This is a genomic window from Rhodobium orientis (genome assembly GCF_003258835.1).
Taxonomy (GTDB): Bacteria; Pseudomonadota; Alphaproteobacteria; order Rhizobiales; family Rhodobiaceae; genus Rhodobium; species Rhodobium orientis.
Genome location: NZ_NPEV01000051.1, coordinates 15,386 through 39,084, shown reverse-complemented (window position 1 = coordinate 39,084; position 23,699 = coordinate 15,386). Strand labels below are relative to the sequence as shown.

At 67.2% G+C, this 23,699-nt stretch carries 21 protein-coding genes and 1 other RNA gene; 15 read left to right on the top strand and 7 right to left on the bottom strand.

Annotated features, from left to right (window positions below; translation table 11 throughout):
• Positions 1–176: 176 nt before the first annotated feature.
• Complete coding sequence (locus CH339_RS19045; RefSeq protein ID WP_111435964.1) at positions 177–3,791, bottom strand: hydantoinase B/oxoprolinase family protein; 3,615 nt, start codon at positions 3,789–3,791, stop codon at positions 177–179.
• Positions 3,792–3,951: 160 nt separating this feature from the next.
• Here CH339_RS19045 and CH339_RS19040 point away from each other — a divergent pair, with 160 nt between their 5' ends.
• Positions 3,952–4,491, top strand: coding sequence for a winged helix DNA-binding protein (locus CH339_RS19040; protein ID WP_111435963.1), 540 nt, complete (start codon positions 3,952–3,954; stop codon positions 4,489–4,491).
• Positions 4,492–4,831: 340 nt separating this feature from the next.
• On the opposite strand, the gene CH339_RS19035 is transcribed toward CH339_RS19040, so the two are convergent.
• The gene (locus tag CH339_RS19035) at positions 4,832–5,446 is read right to left on the bottom strand and encodes a hypothetical protein (RefSeq protein ID WP_146610245.1); all 615 of its coding nucleotides are present in this window, start codon (positions 5,444–5,446) and stop codon (positions 4,832–4,834) included.
• Between the two features lie 258 nt (positions 5,447–5,704).
• On the opposite strand from CH339_RS19035, the gene CH339_RS19030 reads away from it, so the two are divergent.
• On the top strand, positions 5,705–6,403 hold the full coding sequence (locus tag CH339_RS19030; RefSeq protein ID WP_111435961.1) for a TerB family tellurite resistance protein: 699 nt from the start codon (positions 5,705–5,707) through the stop codon (positions 6,401–6,403).
• 13 nt (positions 6,404–6,416) lie between these two features.
• Positions 6,417–7,178 (top strand): N-acetylmuramoyl-L-alanine amidase, encoded by a 762-nt coding sequence (locus tag CH339_RS19025; protein WP_245408173.1) that lies wholly within the window; start codon positions 6,417–6,419, stop codon positions 7,176–7,178.
• Positions 7,179–7,191: 13 nt separating this feature from the next.
• Here CH339_RS19025 and CH339_RS19020 read toward each other — a convergent pair whose 3' ends face one another.
• The 4 genes from CH339_RS19020 to CH339_RS19005 all read right to left on the bottom strand — a co-directional run bounded on the left by CH339_RS19020 (position 7,192) and on the right by CH339_RS19005 (position 9,879).
• Entirely contained in the window at positions 7,192–7,851 is a 660-nt protein-coding gene (locus CH339_RS19020; protein ID WP_111435959.1) for a pyridoxamine 5'-phosphate oxidase family protein, read from the bottom strand.
• Positions 7,852–7,857: 6 nt separating this feature from the next.
• Positions 7,858–8,127, bottom strand: a complete 270-nt coding sequence (locus tag CH339_RS19015; protein ID WP_111435958.1) for a DUF1272 domain-containing protein — start codon at positions 8,125–8,127, stop codon at positions 7,858–7,860.
• Positions 8,128–8,129: 2 nt separating this feature from the next.
• On the bottom strand, positions 8,130–8,456 hold the full coding sequence (locus CH339_RS19010; RefSeq protein WP_111435957.1) for a cupin domain-containing protein: 327 nt from the start codon (positions 8,454–8,456) through the stop codon (positions 8,130–8,132).
• Positions 8,457–8,868: 412 nt separating this feature from the next.
• Positions 8,869–9,879 (bottom strand): EamA family transporter, encoded by a 1,011-nt coding sequence (locus CH339_RS19005; RefSeq protein ID WP_201240866.1) that lies wholly within the window; start codon positions 9,877–9,879, stop codon positions 8,869–8,871.
• Positions 9,880–10,011: 132 nt separating this feature from the next.
• Between CH339_RS19005 and pdxR the strand changes: the two genes are divergently transcribed.
• The gene (pdxR, locus tag CH339_RS19000) at positions 10,012–11,478 is read left to right on the top strand and encodes a MocR-like pyridoxine biosynthesis transcription factor PdxR (RefSeq protein WP_111435956.1); all 1,467 of its coding nucleotides are present in this window, start codon (positions 10,012–10,014) and stop codon (positions 11,476–11,478) included.
• Here the strand turns inward: pdxR and CH339_RS18995 are convergent.
• Positions 11,475–12,401, bottom strand: a complete 927-nt coding sequence (locus CH339_RS18995; protein ID WP_111435955.1) for a LysR family transcriptional regulator — start codon at positions 12,399–12,401, stop codon at positions 11,475–11,477. The two genes, pdxR and CH339_RS18995, sit on opposite strands and share 4 nt — an antisense overlap.
• Positions 12,402–12,504: 103 nt before the next feature.
• Here CH339_RS18995 and CH339_RS18990 point away from each other — a divergent pair, with 103 nt between their 5' ends.
• The 11 genes from CH339_RS18990 to ftsW all read left to right on the top strand — a co-directional run bounded on the left by CH339_RS18990 (position 12,505) and on the right by ftsW (position 23,696).
• Complete coding sequence (locus CH339_RS18990; protein ID WP_146610244.1) at positions 12,505–12,726, top strand: hypothetical protein; 222 nt, start codon at positions 12,505–12,507, stop codon at positions 12,724–12,726.
• A gap of 32 nt (positions 12,727–12,758) precedes the next feature.
• Positions 12,759–13,151, top strand: an RNA gene (gene rnpB / locus CH339_RS18985) — RNase P RNA component class A.
• 320 nt (positions 13,152–13,471) lie between these two features.
• Complete coding sequence (locus tag CH339_RS18980) at positions 13,472–13,948, top strand: division/cell wall cluster transcriptional repressor MraZ (RefSeq protein ID WP_111435953.1); 477 nt, start codon at positions 13,472–13,474, stop codon at positions 13,946–13,948.
• Positions 13,948–14,970, top strand: a complete 1,023-nt coding sequence (rsmH, locus tag CH339_RS18975; RefSeq protein WP_111435952.1) for a 16S rRNA (cytosine(1402)-N(4))-methyltransferase RsmH — start codon at positions 13,948–13,950, stop codon at positions 14,968–14,970. The genes CH339_RS18980 and rsmH overlap by 1 nt, the downstream gene beginning before the upstream one ends.
• 11 nt (positions 14,971–14,981) lie before the next feature.
• Positions 14,982–15,341: a cell division protein FtsL gene (ftsL, locus tag CH339_RS18970; protein WP_111435951.1), complete on the top strand. Its 360-nt coding sequence runs from the start codon at positions 14,982–14,984 to the stop codon at positions 15,339–15,341.
• Positions 15,341–17,074, top strand: coding sequence for a peptidoglycan D,D-transpeptidase FtsI family protein (locus tag CH339_RS18965; RefSeq protein ID WP_420825924.1), 1,734 nt, complete (start codon positions 15,341–15,343; stop codon positions 17,072–17,074). Before ftsL ends, CH339_RS18965 begins: the two co-directional genes overlap by 1 nt.
• Positions 17,075–17,152: 78 nt before the next feature.
• Complete coding sequence (locus tag CH339_RS18960; RefSeq protein WP_111435949.1) at positions 17,153–18,607, top strand: UDP-N-acetylmuramoyl-L-alanyl-D-glutamate--2,6-diaminopimelate ligase; 1,455 nt, start codon at positions 17,153–17,155, stop codon at positions 18,605–18,607.
• Complete coding sequence (locus CH339_RS18955; RefSeq protein WP_111435948.1) at positions 18,604–20,028, top strand: UDP-N-acetylmuramoylalanyl-D-glutamyl-2,6-diaminopimelate--D-alanyl-D-alanine ligase; 1,425 nt, start codon at positions 18,604–18,606, stop codon at positions 20,026–20,028. The genes CH339_RS18960 and CH339_RS18955 overlap by 4 nt, the downstream gene beginning before the upstream one ends.
• 8 nt (positions 20,029–20,036) lie before the next feature.
• A complete protein-coding gene (gene mraY / locus CH339_RS18950; RefSeq protein WP_111435947.1) occupies positions 20,037–21,122 on the top strand; it encodes a phospho-N-acetylmuramoyl-pentapeptide-transferase in 1,086 nt (361 codons plus the stop codon).
• Positions 21,123–21,132: 10 nt separating this feature from the next.
• Complete coding sequence (murD, locus tag CH339_RS18945; RefSeq protein WP_111435946.1) at positions 21,133–22,542, top strand: UDP-N-acetylmuramoyl-L-alanine--D-glutamate ligase; 1,410 nt, start codon at positions 21,133–21,135, stop codon at positions 22,540–22,542.
• Positions 22,542–23,696 (top strand): putative lipid II flippase FtsW, encoded by a 1,155-nt coding sequence (ftsW, locus tag CH339_RS18940; protein WP_111435945.1) that lies wholly within the window; start codon positions 22,542–22,544, stop codon positions 23,694–23,696. The genes murD and ftsW overlap by 1 nt, the downstream gene beginning before the upstream one ends.
• Positions 23,697–23,699: the final 3 nt, after the last annotated feature.

The following is a 23,699-nucleotide window of genomic DNA, read 5'->3' as shown; positions in this document are numbered from 1 at the left end:
CGGCCTCCTCCGCCTATCCATGCCAAAAGTGTCAACCATCTCCCCGAACGCTGTAAGCCATCTCCCCGGGACATACACTTGGTCCGGGGTGACGGCTGAGTTTGCCGCTCGCGCCTTGCCTTAAGCGGGCGGTCGCGGCGAACGCTCACCGTCGCCGGGTAAGAGAGCCCGAAAGCCTACCCCTCCCCATACCCCCCGCTCGTCGGCGTCACCACCGTCACCGCCTCGCCGGGCTCCAGCACCGTCTGGTCGCAGCCTTGCAGTTCTTCCTCGGTGCCGTCGTTCCTGCGAACCAATGTGTGGCCGACGTCGCCGGGCTCGCCGCCCTTGAGGCCGTGCGGGCGGACCTTGCGGTGCGAGGAGAGGATCGCGCATTCCATTTTTTCCAGGAATCTTATGGTCCGTTTGGTGCCGTCGCCGGCGGTCCATTTGCCCTTGCCGCCGGAACCTTTCCGAATGTGGAAGTCTTCCAGGAGGACCGGGAAGCGGAATTCCAGGACTTCCGGGTCGGTGAGGCGCGAGTTGGTCATGTGGACGTGGACGCCCGAGGTACCGTTGAAGCCCGGGCCGGCCGGGGAGCCGGAGCAGATGGTCTCGTAGTACTGGTAGGTGTCGTTGCCGAAGGTGAGGTTGTTCATGGTGCCTTCCGAGGCGGCCATGGCATCCAGCGCGCCGAAGAGGGCGTTGGTGACGTGCTGGGAGGTCTCCACATTGCCGGCAACGACGGCGGCCGGATAGGCCGGCTTCAGCATCGAGCCTTCCGGGATGACGATGTTGATGGGCCGGAGGCACCCCGCGTTCATCGGGATGTTGTCCTCGACCATGACCCGGAAGGCATAGAGGACGGCCGCGCGTGCCACCGGCTCCGGGGCATTGAAATTGTTCGGCTGGACGGGGCTGGTGCCCGAAAAATCGACGGTCGCCTCGCGCTTTTCCCGGTCGACGGAGATCTTCACCTTGATGACGGCGCCCTGGTCGGTCGGGTACTCGAACTCCGAATCCTTCAGGGCGTCGATGACCCGGCGCACGCTCTCGGCCGCATTGTCCTGGACGTGGCCCATATAGGCCTTGACGACGTCGAGGCCGAAATGGCCGACCATCTTTTTCAGTTCCTGGACGCCCTTTTCGTTGGCGGCGATCTGGGCCTTCAGGTCGGCGATGTTCTGGGTGATGTTGCGCACCGGATAGCGGTGGCCGGTCAGCACCTTGGTCAGCTCCTCCTCGCAGAAGCGGCCGGCATCGACGAGCTTCATGTTGTCGATGAGGACGCCTTCCTCGTCGACCGTGGTGGCGAGCGGCGTCATGGAGCCCGGCGCCGTTCCGCCGACATCGGCGTGGTGGCCGCGGCTCGCCACCCAGAACAGGATTTTTTCCTTGGCATCGTCGAAGACGGGGCTGACGACGGTGATGTCCGGCAGGTGGGTGCCGCCATTGTAGGGCGCGTTCAATGCGAAGACGTCGCCGGGCGCCACATTGCCCTTGTTGAGGCGGATGATGGTCTCCACGGAACGGTCCATGGAGCCGAGATGCACCGGCATGTGCGGGGCGTTGGCGACGAGGCTGCCTTCCTCGGAAAAGACCGCGCAGGAAAAGTCCAACCGCTCCTTGATGTTGACCGAATATGCGGTGTTCTGCAGCGTCACGCCCATCTGTTCGGCGATCGACATGAAGAGGTTGTTGAAGACCTCCAGCATCACCGGGTCGGCCTCGGTGCCCAGCGCCACGCGCTTCGGCAGCGCCTTGACGCGGGTCAGCACGATGTGGTCGAGCGGGTTCGCCTCGGCGCGCCAGCCGGGTTCCACGACGATGGTCTGGTGCGGCTCCATGATCAGGGCCGGGCCGTCGACCGTGCATCCCGGTTTGACTGCATCACGCATATAGACCGCAGCATCGTGCCATTCGCCCATGGAGTAGACGGAGGTGGTGCGGACGGGTTCGGAGGTCTCGGTGGCGGGCTCCGCCTCGCTTTCGGTGCGCGCGGCCTCGGCGCCGATCGCCTCCACTTCCAGCGCCTCGCAGACGATCGGCTTGTCGTCGATGGCAAAGCCGAATTGCTGGCGGTGCGCCTCCTCGAAGGCGGCAACCATGGCTTCCCGGTCGGTGAGGTCGACGGCAATGGTGGTGTCGCTGCCCTCATAGCGCAGATGCGCGCGCGGCTCGGTGTGGACGTGTTCCGGCGCCATGCCCTGGCCCTCGACCTCGGCGCGGGTGGCGGTTGCGAGTTCGTCGGCGAGGGATTTCAGCTCCGGCATCACCTCGTCGTCGAGGCGCTTGACGACGGCCTGCTGGCGGTCGGCGCGGATGTCGGCAAGGCCCATGCCGTAGGCGGAGAGGACGCCGGACAGCGGGTGGATCAGCACCTTGGTCATGCCGAGGGCATCGGCGACCATGCAGGCGTGCTGGCCGCCGGCGCCGCCGAAGCAGGTCAGCGCGTATTCCGTGACGTCGTAGCCGCGCTGCACGGAGATCTTCTTGATGGCGTTGGCCATGTTCTCAACGGCGATCTTCAAAAAGCCGTCGGCGACCTCGGCCGGCTCGCGGCCGTCGCCGATCTCGGTCGCCATGTCGGCAAAGGCGCCTTTGACGGCATCCGCGTCGAGCGGGGCGTCCTGGCCGGGGCCGAAGATGGCTGGGAAGAAGTCCGGTAAGAGCTTGCCGACCATGACGTTGGCGTCGGTGACGGCGAGCGGGCCGCCGCGGCGGTAGCATTTCGGGCCGGGATTGGCGCCGGCGGAATCCGGGCCGACGCGGAACCGGGCGCCGTCGTAATGGAGGATCGAGCCGCCGCCGGCCGCGACCGTGTGGATGCGCATCATCGGCGCGCGCATGCGGACCCCGGCGACCTCCGTCTCGAAGGTGCGCTCGAATTCGCCGTCATAATGGGAGACGTCTGTCGAGGTGCCGCCCATGTCGAAGCCGATGATCTTGTCGAAGCCGGCCATGCGGCTCGTCTCCACCGCGCCGACGACGCCGCCGGCGGGGCCGGAGAGGATCGCGTCCTTGCCCTGGAAAAGGTCGGCGGCGGTCAGCCCGCCGGACGACATCATGAACATCAGCCTGGGGCCGTCGACGCCCCTGGCGCTTTCGTCGGCATCCAGTTCGCCCGCCACGCGGTCGACATAGCGGCGCAGGATCGGCGAGAGATAAGCATCGACCACCGTGGTGTCGCCGCGGCCGACGAGCTTCATCAGCGGCGAGACCTCGTGGGAGACGGAGACCTGGGTGAAGCCGATCTCGCGGGCGATCTCCGCCACCGTCTTTTCGTGTTCCGGATAGGCGTAGGCGTGCATGAAGACGATGGCAACGGCTCGGATGCCGGCGTCGTAGGCAGCCTGGAGGTCGGCGGTGATCGTCTCCCGGTCGGGCGTTGCCTCGATCGTGCCGTCGGCGCGGACCCGCTCGTCGACTTCGACGACGCGCTCATACAATTGTTCGGGAAGGATGATTTCCCGGGCAAAGATTTCCGGGCGGGCCTGGTAGCCGATGCGGAGCGCATCGCGGAAGCCGCGCGTGATGACGAGCAGCGTGCGGTCGCCCTTTCGCTCCAGCAGCGCGTTAGTGGCGACGGTGGTGCCCATCTTGACGGCGGAAATGCCGCCGGAGGGGATCGCCGCGTCCTTGTCGACGCCCATCAGGTCGCGGATGCCCTGGATGGCGGCGTCGGCATAGGCTTCGGGATTTTCCGACAGGAGCTTGTGGGCGCGGATGGTTCCATCCGGCGTCCTTGCGACGATGTCGGTGAAGGTGCCGCCACGGTCGATCCAGAAATCCCACTGTGCGTCTTGGCTCATCGTCTTCGCGCTCCCGATTGCGGCGTGCCGGCGGCTGTGGCCGGCGGAAGGTGTTATATCGATAATTTATAGATAAAATGACGATAAAAAATCAAGCAAGAGTGGACAGATTTTGCTCCCCGCGGCTATCCTTATCCCAAAGAAGGGCGAGGAAGCGGCAATGGCGAAGGCAGAAAACACCACGGGCAACACGCGGCGGGTCGGGCCGGTGGTCTCCTCGGCGCATCTGGCGGCCGGGTCCGCGCCGGCGCTGTCGGAGCTGGAATTCGCGCTGACCATGTCGAACAACGCCTTCCACCGCTGGATGGTGCGCTGCATGTCGGCGGCCGGGCATCCGGGGCTCGGGCCGCTCGATATCCTGGTGCTGCACATCGTCAACCACCGCGACCGGGTGAAGACGCTCGCCGACCTGTGTCTGGTTCTCAACATCGAGGATACGCACACGGTGGTCTATGCCATCCGCAAGCTGGAGGCGGCCGGGCTCGTCGCGTCCGGCAAGCGCGGCAAGGAAAAGACCGTGGCGATTACCGAGGAGGGCGCCGGGGCGTGCGCTGCCTATCGCGACATCCGCGAGGCGCTGCTGGCGGACGCCGTTGCCTCCATCGGCTTCGACCAGGAGGAGATCTCCAAGCTCGCGACGCTGCTCCGGGCGCTCTCCGGCCACTACGACCAAGCGGCGCGGGCGGCGGCGAGTCTCTAGCTATGGCGTCATCGAGCGGATTTTGACGAACCTGCCGTCATCGCGAGGAGGCCGTTAGGCCGACGCGGCGATCCAGGGCTGCCCGCTCGGAGCGTGCCGCCCTGGATGCCGCACTCGCTTCGCTCGTTCGCAATGACGTTCTGGCTGCGCGTCACCTGCCGTTCTCCGTCCTTCGGACCTCCGCGATGACGTTGAAATATCAGGGCGTAGCCAACTGACGCCAAGACGGATTCGGTCTCTCCACAAGGACCACAGCCTGCTTCCGCCCGCACGCCGTCACAAAAAGAACGGGCGACCCGAAGGCCGCCCGTTCCAGAAAAATGTGCCGTCGTGAAGCGCTTTACTGCGTCGTCGTGGTGTCGTCGGTGACGGCGTCCTTGGTCTCTTCGGCTGCATCGTCGACCGCTTCGGCTGCATCGTCGGCCGCGTCCTCGGTAGCCTCGGCTGCGTCCTCGGCGGTTTCCTCGGTCGCTTCGGCGGCGTCTTCCACGGCCTCTTCGGTGGTGTCGGCGGCGTCGCTTGCCGCCTCTTCCGTCGCCTCGGCGGCATCCTCGGCAGTGGCTGCCGCGTCGTCGGCCGCGTCATCGGTCGCATCGGCGGCGTCGCCGGTCATGTCGTTGATCGCCTTCATGGCGTCGTCGCCGGCCTTCTTGGCGGCATCCATGGCCTTTTCGCCGGCTTCCTTGGCGGCGTCCATGGCGCTGTCCGCCGCCTCGCCGGCGCCGTCCGCGGCCTCCTTGGCCTTGTCGCTGATCGCCTTGCCGGCGGCCGTTGCGGCTTCGCCGGCGGCGTCCATCGCCTCGCCGGCCTTTTCCATGGCCTCGTTGGCCTTTTCGGACGCTTCGGTCTGGGCGTCGCCCGCCGCCCCGGTGTCGGTGGTTTCCTCCTTGCCGGAGTCGTCGCAGGCCGCCATCAAGAGACCGGTGGCAAACACAAGAGAAAGGATCTTTTTCATGGTCATTCCCGATTGGTTGGTCACGTCGGTCCGCCTCGCGCGGGAGCCGTTCGGTATCATGGTCCTTAACAATTAGGGTGCAAATGCGACGACGGTATTGCCCAACGGGTGTATTTTCCCGGACTGCGGCAAATCGCGACATCGCGTTCCCGCCGAAACGGGAAATTGCCGTCCCGTCCGGACGATGCGCTTTTTGCGTGGGGGACGACCGACATTTTCGGGCTGCATTGCGACCCTCGCCTGTCCTATGGTCGCGACATGGCGATTTGGGACCTTCTGGAAAGTTTTGCATCGGGGATCGTGTCCGGTGGCCATCGGCTCATCGATGCGGTCTCCGGGATGGTGTCGTCGGGCGGCGCGGCGCGGCGCCAGGTCGCCTTTACCGTGGCCATGATCGCTCTGACGGCGAAGATGGCCAAGGCCGACGGCGTCGTCACCGAGGACGAGATCTCCGCCTTCTCCGAACTCTTCGACATCCCCGACGGCGAGGAGAAGAACGTCGCGCGGCTCTTCAACCTCGCCAAGCAGGACGTCTCCGGCTACGAGTACTACGCCCGGCGCATCGCCGGCATGTTCGCCGACGAGCCGCAGGCGCTGGAGGACATCCTCGACGGCCTGTTCCATATCGCCAAGGCCGACCACGTGCTGCACGAGGGCGAGCTTGCCTATCTGAAGCGCGTGTCCCAGCTCTTCGGCTTCGACGAGCACCATTTCGGCTGCATCAAGGCGCGGCACGTCCACCCCGAGGCTTCCGATCCCTATCTCATCCTCGACATCGACCGCTCGGCTTCCGAGGAGGACCTCCGGCGGCACTATCGCCGGCTCGTCAACGAGACCCATCCGGACCGGCTGATCGCCCGCGGCGTGCCGGAAGAGTTCGTGACCATTGCCAACGACCGGCTGGCCGCAGTCAACGACGCCTGGACGCGAATCCGCCAGGAAAGGGGCATCCGGTGAGGCGGGGGATCGCGTGAGTCTCGTCGCCGACAGCCGGCATGCCGACAGGCTGATCGCCTCGCCGAACTTCAACGAACGGCGCGGGGTCGCCGCGCCCGACCTTCTGATCCTCCACTACACGGGAATGGAGACGGCGGAGGCGGCGGTGGAGCGGCTGATGGCGACCGGCAGCGACGTTTCCTGCCACTATGTGGTGTTCGAGGACGGCCGTATCGCGCAGATGGTGGCCGAATCTGAGCGCGCCTGGCATGCCGGCGTTGCCTCCTGGGGCGGCGCCTCCGACATCAATTCGCGCTCAATCGGCATCGAGATCGTCAATTGCGGCCACGACCACGGCTATCCCGATTTCCCGGGGATCCAGATCGAGTCCGTCACCGCATTGTGCAAGGACATCTGCGTGCGTCATGCACTGAAGCCGCAGCATGTGCTGGCCCATTCCGATGTCGCGCCGGGCCGCAAGCGCGATCCGGGCGAGAAATTTCCGTGGGCGCTGCTGGCGGCAAAGGGCATCGGCCACTGGGTCTCGCCGGAGGAGGCGGGCGTTGCGGCGGGACCCGTTCCCGGCGACAGCGGGCCGGAGGTCGCCGCCCTGAAGGCGGCGCTCGCCGACTATGGCTACGGCATTTCCCGCGACGACGTCTTCGACGCGACCGCGTTCGACGTGGTCGTCGCCTTCCAGCGCCACTTCCGGCCGGAGCGGGTCGACGGCATTGCCGACCGCTCCACGGTCACCACCCTGCAGCGGTTGCTGGCGGCGCTCCGCCCGACAGTCTGACGCGCGATCGGGCCTAGGATTTCGTGCCCGTCAGCGCGGCGACGGAGGCGGGTACCTCGACGCCGGGCAGCAGGCGCGAGTCCCCCTCCGGCGCGCCGTAGGTCGTGTGCAGGGGAACGACGCCGCCCCAGACGGGCGTGTCGTAATCCGACTCCTCGTCGATCGGCTCGCCGGCGCGGATCTTGGCGGAGGCCGCCTCGATCTCGATGGCGATGACGCCGGTTGCCTTCACCTCCTTTTCCAGCATCGGCCGGACCTCGGCCCAGCGGCCGGGAAGGATGTGCTCGGTGACGATCTCAAGGGCGCGCGCGTGCTCGTCCGCATCCTCGACCTTGCGCGCCGTGCCGTGGATGACGACCGAGCGGTAGTTCATCGAGGAGTGGAAGGCGGAGCGGCCGACGACGATGCCGTCGGCAAGGGTGACTTCCAGGCAGGCCGGAACGCCCCTGGCCAGTTGCTTGATCAGCCGGGTCGCCTTGGCGCCGTGGACGTAGACCGTCTCGCCGTCGCGGCCGTGGATCATCGGAATGACGACCGGCCGCCCGTCGACGATGAAACCGACATGGGCGATCAGCGCGGCATCGAGGATGGCATGGACGGTGTCGCGGTCATAGTCGGCGCGGTTGCCGACGCGGACCTTGTTGCTGGCGTCGACGGAATAGGTGCTGCTCATGGTCTGTCACTCCCGGGAAAGGGCGCTGCTTGCGGCCGGGCGGCCGCAGCCTTCGGGCTTCAGGATGCGGGTGGTGGAGGCGGGGTGGTTTGCGAGCTCTTCGGCGGGCCGGCGCGGCCGGGCGAGGAGTTCTCCGCCGCAATTGGGGCAGGTGCCGTCAAGGTCGTCGGCGCAGTCGGCGCAGAAGGTGCATTCGAAGGTGCAGATGCGGGCGTCCTGGCTCTCCGGCGGCAGGTCGCGATCGCAGCATTCGCAGTTGGGGCGGAGTTCGAGCATCGTCAGGCCTCGCCGCCGGTCGGGCCGTAAAAGATCACCCAGACGGCGAAATCGTCGGTGAAGTCGAGGAATCGGTGGTCGGCGCCGGCCGGCGCAAAGAGCGCGTCGCCAGTTGCGAACGACTCCTTCTCGCCCGCGCATTCAAACGTGCCGCTGCCGGAAGCGACGACATAGATCTCGTCCTGGTCGTGCGGCGTCTGCCGGTCGACCTTGTCCGGCGCGTAATATCTGAGGCTCATGGAGCCGTACTCGAAGAGGAGCGCCGAGGCGCGATCGGGGCTCAGGGGCGAGGTCCTGGCGGCGGCCAGCGAGAAGACGAAGGAAGGCATGGCGGGTTCCGTAATCGAAAAATCGGTCCCATTCTTTCGTCGGAATGTCGGAATAATAAAGGGCCGCTTTTTGAAAAGACTGCGGGCCAATTCGGGGCGGTGCCGTGTCAGTGGAGTGCGTTTTAACGGTCGGACAAGGTGACGAGGACGCGGATTTGCATCTCCCATCTCGGTCCGTTCATGGGTCATCACGGGGATTGCGAGACGGCTGTCAGGTTCATGGCTCGAGCGCTCCAGGGTCCACCTGCTCCGCGTCATTGCCGTGCTCGATACGGCCATCCATAGGGCATTGGTTTCAAACGCGAATGGCCATGAAAACCGTGACGCCTCATGGGCCATCGGATCGAAGACCAGGGGTGACGCGGAGTGGGCGGCGCGCGAGCGCATCTGCCGAGAGCCGAGAGGGCTGGCTTCAGTCAGGCGTCCGGGCAGAGGCCTCCCGCCGGCGCCGGCGGTTGCCGGCGATCAGGAGCCCGTAGATGGCGATGAAGACGATCGCCATGGCGGCGACCTGGTAGGCCTTTATGGTTTCGCCGAGGAAGAGCACGGCCAGCACCATGGTGAGCGCCGGCGCCGGTACGGTGATGGAACTTGCCAGCGACACGTCGATCGTCCGCACGGCGTAGAACCAGAGGACGAGTTCCAGTCCGTAGACCGCCCCCATCAGGGCGGCGACCTCCTGGTAGGGGCCGTTGAGGGCATCGTCGAGGAGGCGACCGGGGCCGTCGGCCGCGAGCATGATCGCGGCGAGGAAGACAGCCGATACGGCGACGCGAAAGAAGGTGATCTGCAGCGGCGAGATTGGCGTGGCGCCAATCTCTTCCTTGATGATGACGTGGGCGACGCTCCACAGGAAGGGGATGGCGACGGCCAGCAGAAACCACAGGGAAAGGCCGGCAATCCGCCAGGTGCCGCTGGTGGCGAGATAGACGAGCGCGCCGATGAGGAGGGCAGTGAAGACGAGTTCGGCAAGGCTTTTCCCGCGGTGAAGGAAGATCCGTTCCCAGAGCATGGCGAACAGCGGATAGGCCTGGATGGCGAGCGCCATCGCGACGGCGCCGGACCGCTCCGCCGTCAGCACGTAAAGCAAGGTGGAGAGGCCGAACATTGCGCCGGTGCCGATGATGGTGGCGATGGTCCGGTTGCGCTGCTGCCTGCCGAGGGAGGCGGCGAAGATGCCGGGCCGGCCGGCGATAAGTTCGCCGACGACCAGCGGCAGCACCACGACGACCTGCCAGAGGGACAGGAAGACGGCAAAGCTGAGGGCGTCAAACCCGGCCGGCCGGCTGTTGGAGATCACCGGCATGACGCCGAGGATGGCAAGGCAGGCAAAGGCAAGGGCGATCCCGACGCCGACGCCGGTGGCGGTATGACCCCCATCGACGAGCGGGGCGGTGCGCATGGGCCGGACGGTCTTGGACATGGCGGCTCGGTCTCCGAGATGGGCGGGGGCGCCCGCCGCTTTCGAAAGGCCCATAAATTCCCTCCGATTGGCCCTATGCAAAGGTCCATTCGATAGAATAGATTAGGGCCAATCGAGCCGGAGTTCCTTGCCATGACCTTTCCCGTTGCGGGGCTGATTTCGCTTGAGGCCGATGGCGCGGAGGCCCTGCCGCTGCAGATCTGCCGGCAGATCCGCGACGCCATCGTCGACACGACGCTGCCCGCCGGGGCGCGGCTGCCGTCGTCGCGCAGACTTGCCGGCGACCTCGGCGTTTCGCGCAACACCGTGCTCGCCGCGTTCGAGCAGCTCGGCATCGAGGGCTATCTGCAATCGCGCACCGGGGCCGGGACGTTCGTTGCCGCAACGACGCGCGGCCTTGCCGTGCCGGAGCGCCCGGCGCCGGCGAGCGGGGACCCGGAACCGGGCCTTTCGGCGCGCGGCCGGGTGCTTGCGTCCATCGACCGCTCGGAGCGGCCGGGCGGGCGGGCGTTCCGCCCCGGCGTACCGGATGTGCGGCTCTTTCCCCACGATCTCTGGGGTCGGCTCCTGAGGTCGGCTGCAAGGTCCATCGAACCGCAATATTGCGGCTATGGCCATTTCTGTGGTCTGCCGGTGCTACAGGCGGCAGTCGCGCGGCATCTGGCCGAGACAAGGGGTGTCGTCGCCGACCCAAGTCAGGTGCTGGTGGTGTCGTCCGCGCAGGGCGCGCTCGACCTTTGCGCCCGCATGCTGATCGATCCGGGCGACGTCGCCGGGCTGGAGGACCCGGGCTACAAGGGCGCGCTGGTCGCGCTTCTGGGCGCCGGGGCCGAGATCGCTGATCTCCCGGTGGATGTCGATGGCGTCGACCTCGGCGGCTATCGCGGCGCGTTGCCGAAGCTCATCTATCTGACGCCGTCGCACCAGTATCCGCTTGGCGCGACGCTGAGCCTGGAGCGCCGCCTCGCCATTCTGGACTTCGCCCGAACGGCGGGGGCCCATATCGTGGAAGACGACTACGACAGCGAGTTCCACTACCGCAGCCGGCCGATCCCGGCGCTTGCCGGGCTCGACGGGCTGGAGGGCGCCGGGCGCGTCATCTATCTCGGCACCTTCGCCAAGACCATGATGCCGTCGATCCGGGTCGCCTTCCTGGTGCTGCCGAAGCCGCTGGTGACGCCGTTCCGCATGGCGCTGCGCAATACCGGCCAGGTGCCTGCCGCGGTCGTCCAGGCGGCGCTGGCAAAATTCCTCGACGAGGGTCATTTCCGCGCCCATATCCGCCGGGTCGGCGCTATCTACCGCCGGCGGCGGGATTTTCTGGTGGAGCAACTGGCGGCGCGCTGTCCGCAACTCGTGCCCGATCCGGTGCCGGACGGGGGCATGCAGCTTGCCGTCTTCTTCCGCGATCCGTCCGTCGACGACCGGGCGTTCGCGGCAAGGCTCGCGGCGCGCGGCATCGACTGCACGCCGCTCGCCAGCCTTTATCGCGGGCCCGGCCGGGCCGGGCTGGCGCTCGGCTTCGCCATCCCCGACGAGGCGGAGATTGCCGCAGGCGTTGCGACCATCGCTGCGGTTTGCCGGGAGATCGGGCTTTAGGCGTTTGTGTCCGCCGGTCCGCAGCCGGCGATGCGCCAGGGCCGGTGGGCGAATTTCTCCACGACGAAATCGATGAAGGCGCGCACGGCGGGCGAGCGGTGGCGGCCTTCGGGATAGACGGCGCTGAGCGGCGCCGGCTCGTCGTGGTGGCAGTCGGTGAGGAGCGGCACCAGGGTGCCGTTGCGGATGTCGTCGCCGACCAGCATGTCGGCGGAGCGGAAGATGCCGGCGCCGGCCCGCCCGAGCCGCAACAAGGCCTCGGCATTGTCGAGGCGGATGCGGCTTTTCGCGGTAATCCGGTGCGTCGCGCCGTCGATGCGGAACGGCCATGCGGTAAGGGCCGGGGCGTCGACGAGGGTGAGGCAGTCGTGGGCGGCAAGGTCTTCCGGCCGGCGCGGCGTGCCGCGGCGCTGAAGATAGTCCGGGGCCGCACAGATGACGCGGTGGAGGTCGCAGATCTTGCGCATGACGAGGGCGGGGTCGACGACCCGCCCGGTGCGGATGGCGACGTCGGCGTTGGCGGCAAGGAGGTCGACGACGCGGTCGGTGATGGCGATGTCCGGTTCGATCTCGGGATAGCGGGTGAGGAATTCCGGCAGGGCCGGCATGAGCTGGTAGTTGGCGAAGGCGGCGCCGGCATTGATGCGCAGCGGTCCGCGCGGGGCGATGCCGCGGGCGGCGATGTCGGCCTCCGCCTCTGCGATGTCGGCAAGGATGCGCCTGGCGCGCAGCAGGTAGACCTCGCCGGCCGGCGTCAGCGCCAGCCGGCGGGTCGTGCGGTGGATGAGCCGCGTGCCCAGACGATCCTCCAGCCGGGCGATCAGCCGCGAGACGGCCGACGGGGTGAGGCCGGCCTCCCGGGCGGCACCGGTGAAGCTGCCGCGCTCCGCTGCGGCGACGAAGACGGACATTTCCTGGGACATTCGTGCGCTGAGCTCACAAATCTTTTGCCTGGATCATCCATTAGTGAATTATCATTGGAAGTATCCTTGCGTCCAGGTTGTCTGCCGGATGGAGGATCCCCCGATGACGCACCGCCCTTTCCGCAAGGACATCGAAATGGATGCGGCCCTGAGGCGCGGCCGGGCGCTGCGCAGCCGGGCGTTCCACGACCTTCCGCGCGACCTGCGCGCGCTTGTCCGCAGCATCTTCGAGCGCGATGGCCGGCGGCGCGATGGCGTCGCATGCGGCCTGGAACGCGACCGGCGGCAGCCCCGGAAAATCGTGCCGACGGACGGCAGCGCTTGACCTTTTGTCCGATTATCCCTTTATCGGGACCGCCAGTCGGCCGGACGGTTGCTGCGGCGCGCCGGCAACGGCCGCCGGGGAGGAAAGTCCGGGCTCCACGGAAACACGGTGCCGGGTAACGCCCGGCGGGGGCGACCCCAGGGAAAGTGCCACAGAAAGCAAACCGCCGCGCGCCGCGCGGTAAGGGTGAAAGGGTGGGGCAAGAGCCCACCGCGCTGCCGGCAACGGCAGCGGCATGGTAAACCCCACCGGGAGCAAGACCGAATAGGAACGACGCGGCGGCAACGCCAGGCCCCGTTTCCGGGCCGGTCGTTCGGGTTGGTCGCGCGAGGCGTCCGGTAACGGGCGTCCCAGATGAATAACCGTCACGCGGCGGGCTCCGGCCGGCCGCCGTACAGAACCCGGCTTACAGGCCGGCTGGCATTTCTTTTTCCCCATTTTTCGCCAGTTTTCGCGCCTCGGGCGCATGAAAAACCTCCTGTTAATCTTACCGGGGTTTTAATCGCCCGGCGCGGCTTAGGCCGCCTTTATTGGTCTGGAATCCGTTGACGCCCATAGGACTCCATGATATCCCAGATTGTCCCATCCGCACTACTTGGAGATCGGGGTGTTTCCCACCCCGTCGAGACCTCGCCGCTGCCGCGGCGGTGCGCCGGTTTGTTGCGTTCTTGCGATGGCGCATTTGCATCTTCAGGGGGCGGCGCCCGCGGGCATGGGGTTCGGGTTGGCGTGATAGAGGAACCGCATGTCGGGTTTCGTCGGGCATTTCACGAACAGGATCGACGCCAAGGGGCGCGTCTCGGTTCCGGCACCGTTTCGTGCCGAGCTGGCGCGCGACGGCTACGACGGCCTGTTCTGCATTGCCGTGCCCGACCTTGGGACGATCGATGCCGGCGGCAATGCGCTGCGCGAAACGCTCGATCGCCACATTGCGCAATTCGAGCCCTTGTCCTTCGACCACAATTACCTTTCCACGGCGCTGCTGGGCCTTTCCGAGCAGCTCCGGATCGATGCGGACGGGCGCATCAGCCTGACCGATACGCTGAAGGAGGCCGCCGGGATCGACGCCCAGGTGACGTTCGTCGGCCAGGGCTTCAAATTCCAGATCTGGACGCCGGAACGCTTTGCGGAACACCGCGCCGAAGCGTTGCGCCGCGTCCAGTCGTTGCGCCGCGGTGCCGGCGCACCTTCGTCCGGACCGGACGGCGGGGGGCATACCTGATGGCGGGCCGCAGCACGATGGGTGTTGCTGGCGGACCGGCCCGCCACATCCCCGTTCTTCTCGGCCCGGTGATGGACGCGCTGGCCGTCAGGCCCGGCGCCGTCATCGTCGACGGCACATTCGGCGCTGGCGGCTACAGCAGGGCGCTTCTGGATGCCGGGGCGACCGTTATCGGCATCGACCGGGACCCGAGCGCCATTGCCGGGGGGCAGGACCTCGTTGCGGCATCCTCCGGACGGTTGAACCTCGTCGAAGGCCGGTTCGGTGCGCTCGACCGCCATGCCGCCGCCTGCGGTTTTGAGGCCGTCGACGGTGTCGTCCTCGATGTGGGCGTTTCGTCCATGCAGCTCGACGAGGCAGAGCGCGGCTTTTCCTTCCGCGCCGACGGGCCGCTCGACATGCGCATGGAGCAGGCGGGGCCGAGCGCGGCCGACGTCGTCAACGGAGCGGCGGTGACCGACCTTACCCGCATCATCGGCATCCTCGGCGAGGAGCGGAAGGCGCGCACGGTTGCCGGCGCCATCGAACGGGCCCGCAAGGAGGCGCCGATCACCCGCACCGCGACCCTTGCCGACATCGTGGAGCGGGCCATCGGCAAGCGGCCCGGCGACAAGATCCATCCGGCGACACGGACCTTTCAGGCCTTGCGCATCTACGTCAATCGCGAGCTGGAAGAGCTGGTGTCCGCGCTCTTTGCCGCGGAGCGGGTGCTCAAGGCCGGCGGACGGCTCGTCGTCGTCGCCTTCCACAGCCTGGAAGACCGCATCGTCAAGCGGTTCCTCAATGCCCGCGCCCGCCCGAAGCCGGCCGGATCGCGGCACCTGCCGGAGGCCGGCCCGGGGCCGGAGCCGACCTTTTCGCTGCTTTCCCGCAAGCCAATCGAGGCCGATGCCGGCGAGGTCGCTGCCAATCCGCGCGCGCGTTCGGCACGGCTGCGGGCGGCGCTTCGCACCGAGGCGCCGGTATTCGAACTCGATCGGGCGGAGTTCGGCCTGCCGAACCTGCCCGACCCGGCGTTTTGAAAGGACGTTCGATGACGCGTTATTTCAACATCGGTCTCCTCGTCGCCATGATCGTCACGGCGGCGGCGGTCTATGACCGCAAATACGACACGGAGCTGGCGGCCGAACGGGTCGCCCAGCTGCGCCAGAAGATCGAGGAAGAAAAGAACGCGATCCAGCACCTGAAGGCCGAATGGAGCCTTCTGGAACAGCCGGCACGCATCCAGGAACTGGTCGAGCGCTACCACGACTACCTGAAGCTCGACACGGTCTCCCCGGAGCAGGTGGTCAGCATCGACGATCTGCCGCTGCGCCCGGTCGACCTGACGCCCTACCAGAAACCCTCGGTGCTCGGCGGTTATGCCGAAGCCGGCACCGCGACGGTGCGCTGATGGCCCGTTTGCAGCTCCGCGCCGGATTGATGCGCGTTCACGACGGCGACCCGGCGCCCAAGAAGGGGCAACGGGAAGAAAAGCCGCTGTTCGCGTCGTCCAATCCGCGCGACCGTATTCTGTTCACCATGGTCGTCTTCGCGCTCGCCTATGTGCTGATCGCCGGCCGGCTCGTGGTCCTCGGCTTCACCACCGACGCACCGACGATCGCCCGGCTGACGGCGGCGGATTCGGTGTCCGCGGCGCGGCCGGACCTCGTCGACCGCAATGGCGAGATCCTGGCGACCGATATCCGCACCGCCTCGCTCTATGCCGAGCCGCGGCGCATCCTCGACGTCGATGAGGCGATCGAGCTTCTGTCCTCGGTGATGCCGTCGCTCAATACGCCGCAGACCCGCAATTATCTGGCCAGCGATGCCGGCTTCGTCTGGCTGAAGCGGGAGATCACGCCGGACCAGAAGCGCAGGATCCACAATCTCGGCCTACCCGGCATCGGCTTCGTCGACGAGAACCGGCGGTTCTATCCGGGCGGGCCGACGGCGAGCCATTTCCTCGGCCATGTCAATATCGACAACGAGGGCATCGCCGGGATGGAGAAATTCGTCGACGGCGAGGGCCTTGCCGACCTGCAGGCGTTCGGCTTTGCCAACAAGGAGCGCTCGCTGGAGCCGGTGCCGCTGTCGCTCGATTTGCGCGTCCAGCACGTGGTGCGCGACGAACTCACCAAGGCGATGGACCGCTACAAGGCGGTCGCGGCCGTCGGCATCGTGCTCGATGTCCACACCGGCGAGGTGCTCGGCATGTCGTCGCTGCCCGATTACGATCCGAACGATCCGGCGCTGGCGCTGCAGCCGGACCGGCTCAACCGGGCGACCGCCGGCGTCTTCGAGATGGGTTCCGTCTTCAAGTCGTTCAACACGGCGATGGCGCTCGATACCGACCGGATCAGCATCGACGACAGTTTCGATGCGTCGAAGCCGCTGCGCGTGCGCGGCAACACCATCACCGATTTCCACGGCAAGCACCGCGTGCTGACCGTGCCGGAGATCTTCATCTATTCGTCCAATATCGGCAGCGCCAAGATGGCGCAGGCCGTGGGCGTTCCGGGCCAGAAGGCGTTCTTTTCCAAGATCGGCATGACCGACAAGCTGCCGGGTCAACTTCCGGAAATGGCGCGGCCGATGCTGCCGCCGAAATGGGACGAGCTGACCTCCATGACCATCGCCTTCGGCCACGGCATCGGCGTGACGCCGATGCACACGGCGGTGGCCGCGGCGGCGCTCATGAACGGCGGCAAGCTGATCCCGCCGAGCTTCGTGCCGCGCAGCCGGGAAGAGGCCGACGGGTTGGCAAAGCAGGTGGTCTCGCCGAAGACCAGCGACCAGATGCGCTACCTCTTCCGGCTCAACTGTGAGCGCGGTTCGGGCCGGCGCGCGGAAGTGCCGGGTTACCGGGTCGGCGGCAAGACCGGCACGGCGGAAAAGATCGTCAACGGCCGCTATGTGGGCAACAAGCGGTTCAACTCGTTCCTTTCGGCCTTCCCGATCGACGATCCGCAATATGTGGTCCTCATCGTTATCGACGAACCGAAGCCGGAGGAGGGGCAGTATTCCGCCACCGCCGGCCTCAACGCGGCGCCGACGGTCGCCGCCGTCATCCGCCGGATCGCGCCGATGCTCGGCGTGACGCCGCGCTTCGACATGGATTCGAACGCACTTCTTGTGTCCTACTGAGCTCCGTGCCATGCAACGGGGCCGCAAACACGGAACGAAAAGCCGGTTTTCCGGCAAAAACGGGACCCCGCTGCAGTCATGCACCTCGCAGAGCTTGCCCCCGATCTCGACCTCGATCCGCGCATTGGCGCGACCGAGGTCGCCGGCCTGACGGCGGATAGCCGGGCGGTTGAAGCCGGCTACCTGTTCGCCGCGCTGCCGGGGGCAAAGACCGACGGCGCGCGCTTCGTGCCGGCCGCACTGGACGCCGGAGCCGCGGCGATCCTTGCCGGCAAGGACAGCCCCATCGATATCGACGGCGACGTTCCGGTGCTGCGGGTCGGTGATCCGCGCCATGTGCTGGCGCTGATGGCGGCGCGGTTCTTCTCGCCCCAGCCGGAGACGATGGTCGCCGTCACCGGCACGTCCGGCAAGACCTCGGTCGCGGAGTTCACCCGGCAGATCTGGCAGGTGGCGGGGCGGGCGTCGGCGAGCGTCGGCACGCTCGGCGTGACGACGGCGAAGGGCGCGAAATACGGCAGCCTGACGACGCCGGACCCGGTGCTGCTCCACAAGCTGCTCGCCGAGCTTGCCGACGAGGGGATTGCCTTTGGTGCCATGGAGGCCTCCAGCCACGGTCTCGACCAGTGCCGGCTCGACGGTGTGCGGCTTGCGGCTGCGGCCTTCACCAATCTCGGCCGCGACCACATGGATTATCATTCGGACACGGAAGACTATTTCCGCGCCAAGCTGCGGCTGTTCGAGCGGGTGCTGCCGGAAGACGGCATTGCCGTCGTCGATCCGGGCGAGCCCTATGCGGACCGGGTCGCGGAGGCCGCCAAAGCGCGCGGCATCACGGTGTTTTCGGTCGGGTGCAGCGGGACGGACCTGAGGCTCGTCGATGCGGCGGTCGAGGGGTTCGGCCAGCGGCTGGTTCTGGAAGCGGACGGCAAGCGCCACGAGGTGCTGTTGCCGCTTGCGGGGAAATTCCAGGTCTCCAACGCACTCACTGCTGCCGGCCTTGCGATTGCCACCGGCGTTTCGCCCGCGGCCGCCATTGCCGCGCTGGCGAACCTCAAGGGTGCGCCGGGGCGCCTCGACCTGGTCGGCGAGACGGCGGACGGCGCGCTCTGCTTCGTCGACTACGCCCACAAGCCGGATGCCATCACCAATGCGCTTGCCGCGCTGCGCCCGTTCGCGAGCCGACGGCTCATTATCGTCGTCGGCGCCGGCGGCGACCGGGACAGCGGCAAGCGGCCGCTGATGGGAAAGGCCGCCGCCGAGGGCGCCGACATCGTCATCGTCACCGACGACAATCCGCGCAGCGAGGACCCGGCATCGATCCGCAAGGCGATCCTTGCGGCAGCTCCCGATGCGACCGAGATCGGCGACCGGCGCGAGGCGATCCGCCGCGGCGTGTCGCTGCTCAGGGCCGGCGATATCCTGCTCGTTGCCGGCAAGGGCCATGAACCGGGCCAAATTGTCGGCGACAAGGTGCTGCCCTTTTCCGACCATGACGAGGTGCGTGCCGCGTTGCAGGAGCCGTCCAGATGAGCGACACCCTTTGGACCTTCGCCGATTTCCTTGCCGCCACCGGGGGCACGCTGGAAGGCGCGACGGGCGCTGACGTCACCGGCATTTCCATCGACAGCCGCACGCTTTCTGCCGGCAACGCGTTCTTTGCCATCGTCGGCGACCGGCTCGACGGCCATGCCTATGTGAAGGGCGCGCTTGACCGCGGCGCAGCCGTTGCCGTCGTCGAGCGCGACCGGGTCAAGGATGCCGTCACGGGACCGCTCATCGTCGTCGACGATACGCTGAAGGCCCTTGAAAATGTCGGCCGTGCGGCGCGGGCGCGCACGTCCGCCGGCATCGTCGCCGTCACCGGGTCGGTCGGCAAAACCGGCACCAAGGAGGCGCTCAGGCTCACCCTGTCACGCAGCGGCGCCGTCCATGCCTCGCAAAAATCCTTCAACAATCACTGGGGCGTGCCGCTCAGCCTTTCCCAGATGCCGCAGGAGACCGCCTACGGCATCTTCGAGATCGGCATGAACCATCCGGGCGAGATCACCCCGCTGGTCGACATGGTCCGGCCCCATGTCGCGATTATCACCACGGTGGCGCCGGTCCATATCGAGTATTTCGAGTCCGAAGAGGCGATCGCGCGGGCGAAGGCGGAGATCTTTTTCGGTGTCGTGCCGGGCGGAACCGCCGTTCTCAACCGCGACAACCGCCATTTCGACCTTCTGGCAAGCCTTGCCCGCGAGGCCGGTATCGAGCGCATCGCCAGCTTCGGCGAAGCCGAAGACGCCGACGTCCGGCTGTTGAAGCTTGCGGCCAAGGCGGAATGTTCCTGCGTCTCCGCCTCCGTCTTCGGCCAGGAACTGACCTACAAGGTCGGCGCGCCGGGCCGGCACCTGGTCGACAACTCGCTGGCCGTTCTTGCCGCCGTCCATCTGCTCGGCGCCAATCTGGCGCTTGCCGGGCTCGCGCTCGCCGAATTCGCGCCGCCCTCCGGGCGCGGCGCGCGCCATACGCTGTGGCTGCGCGACGGCAAGGCGACCCTTATCGACGAAAGCTACAACGCCAATCCGGTCTCCATGCGCGCGGCGATCTCGCTCTTGGCATCGAGCGAGCCGACGCGCCCGGGCCGCCGGGTCGCCGTCCTCGGCGACATGCTGGAACTCGGCGACGACTCCCAGGACCTCCATGCCGACCTCGCCGGGCCGCTGATGGAGGCGAAAGTCGACCGGGTCTATTGCGCCGGCCCGGAAATGCGGGCGCTCTGGGAGGCCTTGCCGAACGGGCGGCGCGGCGCATATGGGGAAAAGTCGTCGGAGATCGAATCGGCGCTGAGGTCCGAGCTGATGCCGGGCGATGTCGTCATGATCAAGGGATCGGCCGGCTCGAAGATGACGCCGGTCGCCGAGGCGCTGCAGAAGCGGTTCGCCAGGCCAACAGAAAAGAACGTTTAGGAAGAAAGATGTTCTATTTCCTCGGGCAGCTCGGCGATCAGCTTTCCGCCCTCAATGTCTTTATCTACATTACCTTCCGCACCGGCGCCTCGATGATCACGGCGCTGTTCTTCGTCTTCCTGTTCGGGCCGCGCATCATCGCCGGCCTGCGCGTGCGCCAGGGCAAAGGCCAGCCGATCCGCGACGACGGTCCGCAGAGCCATATCCTGACCAAGGCCGGCACGCCGACCATGGGCGGGCTGATGATCCTGTCCGGCATGATCGTCGCGACGCTCTTGTGGGCCAATCTCGCCAACCCTTACGTCTGGCTGGTGCTGCTGGTCACGGTCGGCTTCGGCGCCGTCGGCTTTTACGACGACTATCTGAAGGTGACGCGCTCGAGCCATGCCGGCTTCGGCGGCAAGGCGCGGCTCGGCATCGAGGCGCTGATCGCGTGCGCGGCCGCCTATGCCGTCACCTCCTTCGGCCAGCCGCCTTTTTCCACGGCGCTCGCCTTTCCCTTCGTCAAGGATTTCCTGCTTAATCTCGGCTGGCTGTTCATCCCGTTCGGCGCCTTCGTCATGGTCGGCGCGGGCAATGCGGTGAACCTCACCGACGGCCTCGACGGGCTCGCCATCGTGCCGGTGATGATCGCGGCGGCGACCTTCGGCCTGATCGCCTATCTCTCCGGTAACGCGGTCTTTGCCGACTACCTGCAGATTCATTTCGTCGCCGGCACCGGCGAGATCGCGGTCGTCTGCGGCGCCGTCATCGGCGCCGGCCTCGGCTTTCTGTGGTTCAATGCGCCGCCGGCGGCGATCTTCATGGGCGATACCGGGTCGCTGGCGCTCGGCGGCATGCTCGGCGCCACGGCCGTCGCCACCAAGCACGAGATCGTGCTCGCCATCATCGGCGGGCTGTTCGTCCTGGAGGCCGTCTCGGTCATTATCCAGGTCGCCTCCTTCAAGCTGACCGGCAAGCGCGTCTTCAAGATGGCGCCGATCCACCACCATTTCGAACATCTCGGCTGGACCGAAAGCCAGGTGGTGATCCGCTTCTGGATCATTGCCGTCGTGCTCGCGCTGGTCGGCCTTGCCACCCTGAAGCTCAGGTAGAAACGAACCGATGATCCCGGTCACCACCCTCAAGGACAGGCGCGTCGCGGTCTTCGGCCTCGGCGGCTCCGGGCGCGTGTCCGTTGATGCGCTGATCGCCGGCGGCGCGAAGGTGGTGGCATTCGACGACCGGGCCGAGACGGTGGAAAAGGCGAAGGCCGAAGGCGTTCCGACCGGCGACCTCAAGGACGAGGACTGGACGACCTTTGCCGCCCTCGTTCTTGCTCCCGGCGTGCCGCTGACCCATCCGCATCCCCATTGGAGCGTGCTGAGGGCCGAGGCGGCCGGCGTGCCCGTCATCGGCGACGTGGAGCTCTTTGCCCGCGAGCGGCGGGCGCACTGCCCGCAGGCGCCGTTCGTTGCCATTACCGGCACCAACGGCAAGTCGACGACGACGGCGCTGATCGCCCACATGCTGGAAGCGGTCGGCCGCAGCGTCGGCCTCGGCGGCAATATCGGCACCGCCGTGCTCTCCCTGCCGGCGCTTTCCGGTGGCCGCAACTACGTCGTCGAGTGCTCGTCCTACCAGATCGACCTGGCACCGAGCCTCAATCCGTCCATCGGTGTCCTCCTCAACCTCGCGCCTGACCACCTCGACCGCCACGGCACCATGGAGAACTACGCGGCCGTCAAACGCCGGCTCGTTGCCGGCAGCGACGTCGCCGTCATTGGCGTCGACGACCGCATGTCGTCGGACATCGCCGACGCGCTTGCCCAGGCCGGCCGGCGGGTCATACGCATCTCCAACCGCTTCCCGCTCGCCGAAGGCGTCTACGCGGCCGGCACGCGCATCCTGGAGGCCGACAACGCCACCCAGACGGAGGTCGCCGACCTTGCCGGCATCGCCTCGCTGCGCGGCGCCCACAACGCCCAGAACGCGGCGACCGCCGTTGCCGTCTGTCGGGCGCTCGGCGTGCCGGCGGCAAAGCTGAAGGCGGCGCTTGCCTCCTTCCCCGGCCTGAAGCACCGGATGGAGCCGGTGGCACGGCTCGGCCGCGTCCACTTCATCAACGATTCCAAGGCGACCAACGCCGATGCGGCGGCCCGGGCGCTGGCCAGCTTCGAGCGCATCTACTGGATCGCGGGCGGCCGACCGAAAAGCGACGGCATCGCCGCACTTTCGGACTATTTCCCGAAGATCGTGCGCGCCTATCTGATCGGCGAGGCGGCAAAAGGATTCGCCGACACGCTGGGCGGCGCCGTTGACCATGTGGACGCGGGAACGCTGGAGGCGGCGGTCGCCATGGCCGCCACGGACGCGGAACGCGACGGGGCCGGGGAAATCGCGGTGCTGCTGTCGCCGGCCTGCGCCTCCTTCGACCAGTACGCCAATTTCGAGGCGCGGGGCGATGCCTTTCGCGCCGCCGTCGCGGCCTATCTGGAGAGCCGCAACAAGCTGACCCAAAAGGGAGTTGCCTGATGGTCTCGCGGACCGATCGCAGCCAGTTCGCGGAGTGGTGGTGGACCGTCGACCGGTTCCTCCTGTTCGGTATCCTGGCGCTGATGGTCGGCGGCGTGGTCTTGTCCTTTGCGGCAAGCCCGCCGGTGGCCGAACGCCTCCACCTCGACACCTACCACTTCGTCAAGCGCCAGGCCCTGTTCCTGGTGCCCGCGGTGGCCGTTCTGTTCGGCGTCTCGCTGCTCAGTCCGCGGCAGATCCGGCGCGTGGCGCTGGTGGTGCTGATCGGCGCGGTGCTGATGATGCTCCTGACGCTGTTCGCGGGCTTTGAGGTCAAGGGCGCCAGGCGCTGGCTCAGCCTCTTCGGCATGTCGATCCAGCCCTCCGAATTCGTCAAGCCGGCCTTCGTGGTGATCTCAGCGTTCCTGTTTGCGGAGAATTCCCGCCGGCCGGAGGTGCCAGGCAACGCGCTTGCCGTCCTGCTTCTATCCATCGTGTTGGCGCTGCTGGTGGCGCAGCCCGATTTCGGCCAGGCGGTGCTGATTTCGCTGGTCTGGTGCGCGCTGTTCTTCATGGCGGGGCTGCCCTGGCTTTGGATCGCGCTGTTGTCCGTGGTCGGCGTCCTCGGCGCGCTTGCCGCCTACTCCCTGCTGCCGCATGTGGCGCTCAGGATCGACCGGTTTCTCGATCCCTCCTCCGGCGACACGTTCCAGGTCGATACCGCAATCGAATCCTTCATCCGCGGCGGCTGGCTCGGGCGCGGTCCGGGCGAGGGGACGGTCAAGCGCATCCTGCCGGACTCCCACACCGACTTCACCTTCGCGGTTGCCGCCGAGGAATTCGGCATCGTTCTTTGCATGCTGCTGGTCGTCGTCTTCGCCTTCGTGGTGCTGCGCGGCTTTTCCCACGCCATGCGCAAGGAGGACGGTTTCGAGCGCCTTGCCGCGGCCGGCCTCGTCGTCCTGTTCGGTCTGCAGTCGATCATCAACATGGCCGTCAACGTCCAGCTCATGCCGGCCAAGGGCATGACGCTGCCGTTCATCTCCTATGGCGGCTCGTCGCTGCTGGCGCTCGCGCTGGCGATGGGCTTCCTTTTGGCGCTGACGCGGCGCCGGCCGGAGACCATGACACGGCGGCCGCCGGTGGTGTTCGAGCCGCTGGCGCGTGGCGGGTAGGCT

What these genes read in the sequence shown, in the direction of transcription:
- CH339_RS19030 (WP_111435961.1), top strand. Translation starts at nt 5,705, where the DNA reads ATGGCGATTTGGGACCTTCTGGAAAGTTTTGCATCGGGGATCGTGTCC.
- CH339_RS19010 (WP_111435957.1), bottom strand. Translation starts at nt 8,456, where the DNA reads ATGCCTTCCTTCGTCTTCTCGCTGGCCGCCGCCAGGACCTCGCCCCTG.
- ftsW (WP_111435945.1), top strand. Translation starts at nt 22,542, where the DNA reads ATGGTCTCGCGGACCGATCGCAGCCAGTTCGCGGAGTGGTGGTGGACC.
- CH339_RS19035 (WP_146610245.1), bottom strand. Translation starts at nt 5,446, where the DNA reads ATGAAAAAGATCCTTTCTCTTGTGTTTGCCACCGGTCTCTTGATGGCG.
- CH339_RS18960 (WP_111435949.1), top strand. Translation starts at nt 17,153, where the DNA reads ATGCACCTCGCAGAGCTTGCCCCCGATCTCGACCTCGATCCGCGCATT.
- CH339_RS19005 (WP_201240866.1), bottom strand. Translation starts at nt 9,879, where the DNA reads ATGTCCAAGACCGTCCGGCCCATGCGCACCGCCCCGCTCGTCGATGGG.
- CH339_RS19040 (WP_111435963.1), top strand. Translation starts at nt 3,952, where the DNA reads ATGGCGAAGGCAGAAAACACCACGGGCAACACGCGGCGGGTCGGGCCG.
- CH339_RS18980 (WP_111435953.1), top strand. Translation starts at nt 13,472, where the DNA reads ATGTCGGGTTTCGTCGGGCATTTCACGAACAGGATCGACGCCAAGGGG.
- CH339_RS19020 (WP_111435959.1), bottom strand. Translation starts at nt 7,851, where the DNA reads ATGAGCAGCACCTATTCCGTCGACGCCAGCAACAAGGTCCGCGTCGGC.
- mraY (WP_111435947.1), top strand. Translation starts at nt 20,037, where the DNA reads ATGTTCTATTTCCTCGGGCAGCTCGGCGATCAGCTTTCCGCCCTCAAT.
- pdxR (WP_111435956.1), top strand. Translation starts at nt 10,012, where the DNA reads ATGACCTTTCCCGTTGCGGGGCTGATTTCGCTTGAGGCCGATGGCGCG.
- CH339_RS18965 (WP_420825924.1), top strand. Translation starts at nt 15,341, where the DNA reads ATGGCCCGTTTGCAGCTCCGCGCCGGATTGATGCGCGTTCACGACGGC.
- CH339_RS18955 (WP_111435948.1), top strand. Translation starts at nt 18,604, where the DNA reads ATGAGCGACACCCTTTGGACCTTCGCCGATTTCCTTGCCGCCACCGGG.
- ftsL (WP_111435951.1), top strand. Translation starts at nt 14,982, where the DNA reads ATGACGCGTTATTTCAACATCGGTCTCCTCGTCGCCATGATCGTCACG.
- CH339_RS19015 (WP_111435958.1), bottom strand. Translation starts at nt 8,127, where the DNA reads ATGCTCGAACTCCGCCCCAACTGCGAATGCTGCGATCGCGACCTGCCG.
- murD (WP_111435946.1), top strand. Translation starts at nt 21,133, where the DNA reads ATGATCCCGGTCACCACCCTCAAGGACAGGCGCGTCGCGGTCTTCGGC.
- CH339_RS18990 (WP_146610244.1), top strand. Translation starts at nt 12,505, where the DNA reads ATGACGCACCGCCCTTTCCGCAAGGACATCGAAATGGATGCGGCCCTG.
- CH339_RS19045 (WP_111435964.1), bottom strand. Translation starts at nt 3,791, where the DNA reads ATGAGCCAAGACGCACAGTGGGATTTCTGGATCGACCGTGGCGGCACC.
- CH339_RS18995 (WP_111435955.1), bottom strand. Translation starts at nt 12,401, where the DNA reads ATGTCCCAGGAAATGTCCGTCTTCGTCGCCGCAGCGGAGCGCGGCAGC.
- rsmH (WP_111435952.1), top strand. Translation starts at nt 13,948, where the DNA reads ATGGCGGGCCGCAGCACGATGGGTGTTGCTGGCGGACCGGCCCGCCAC.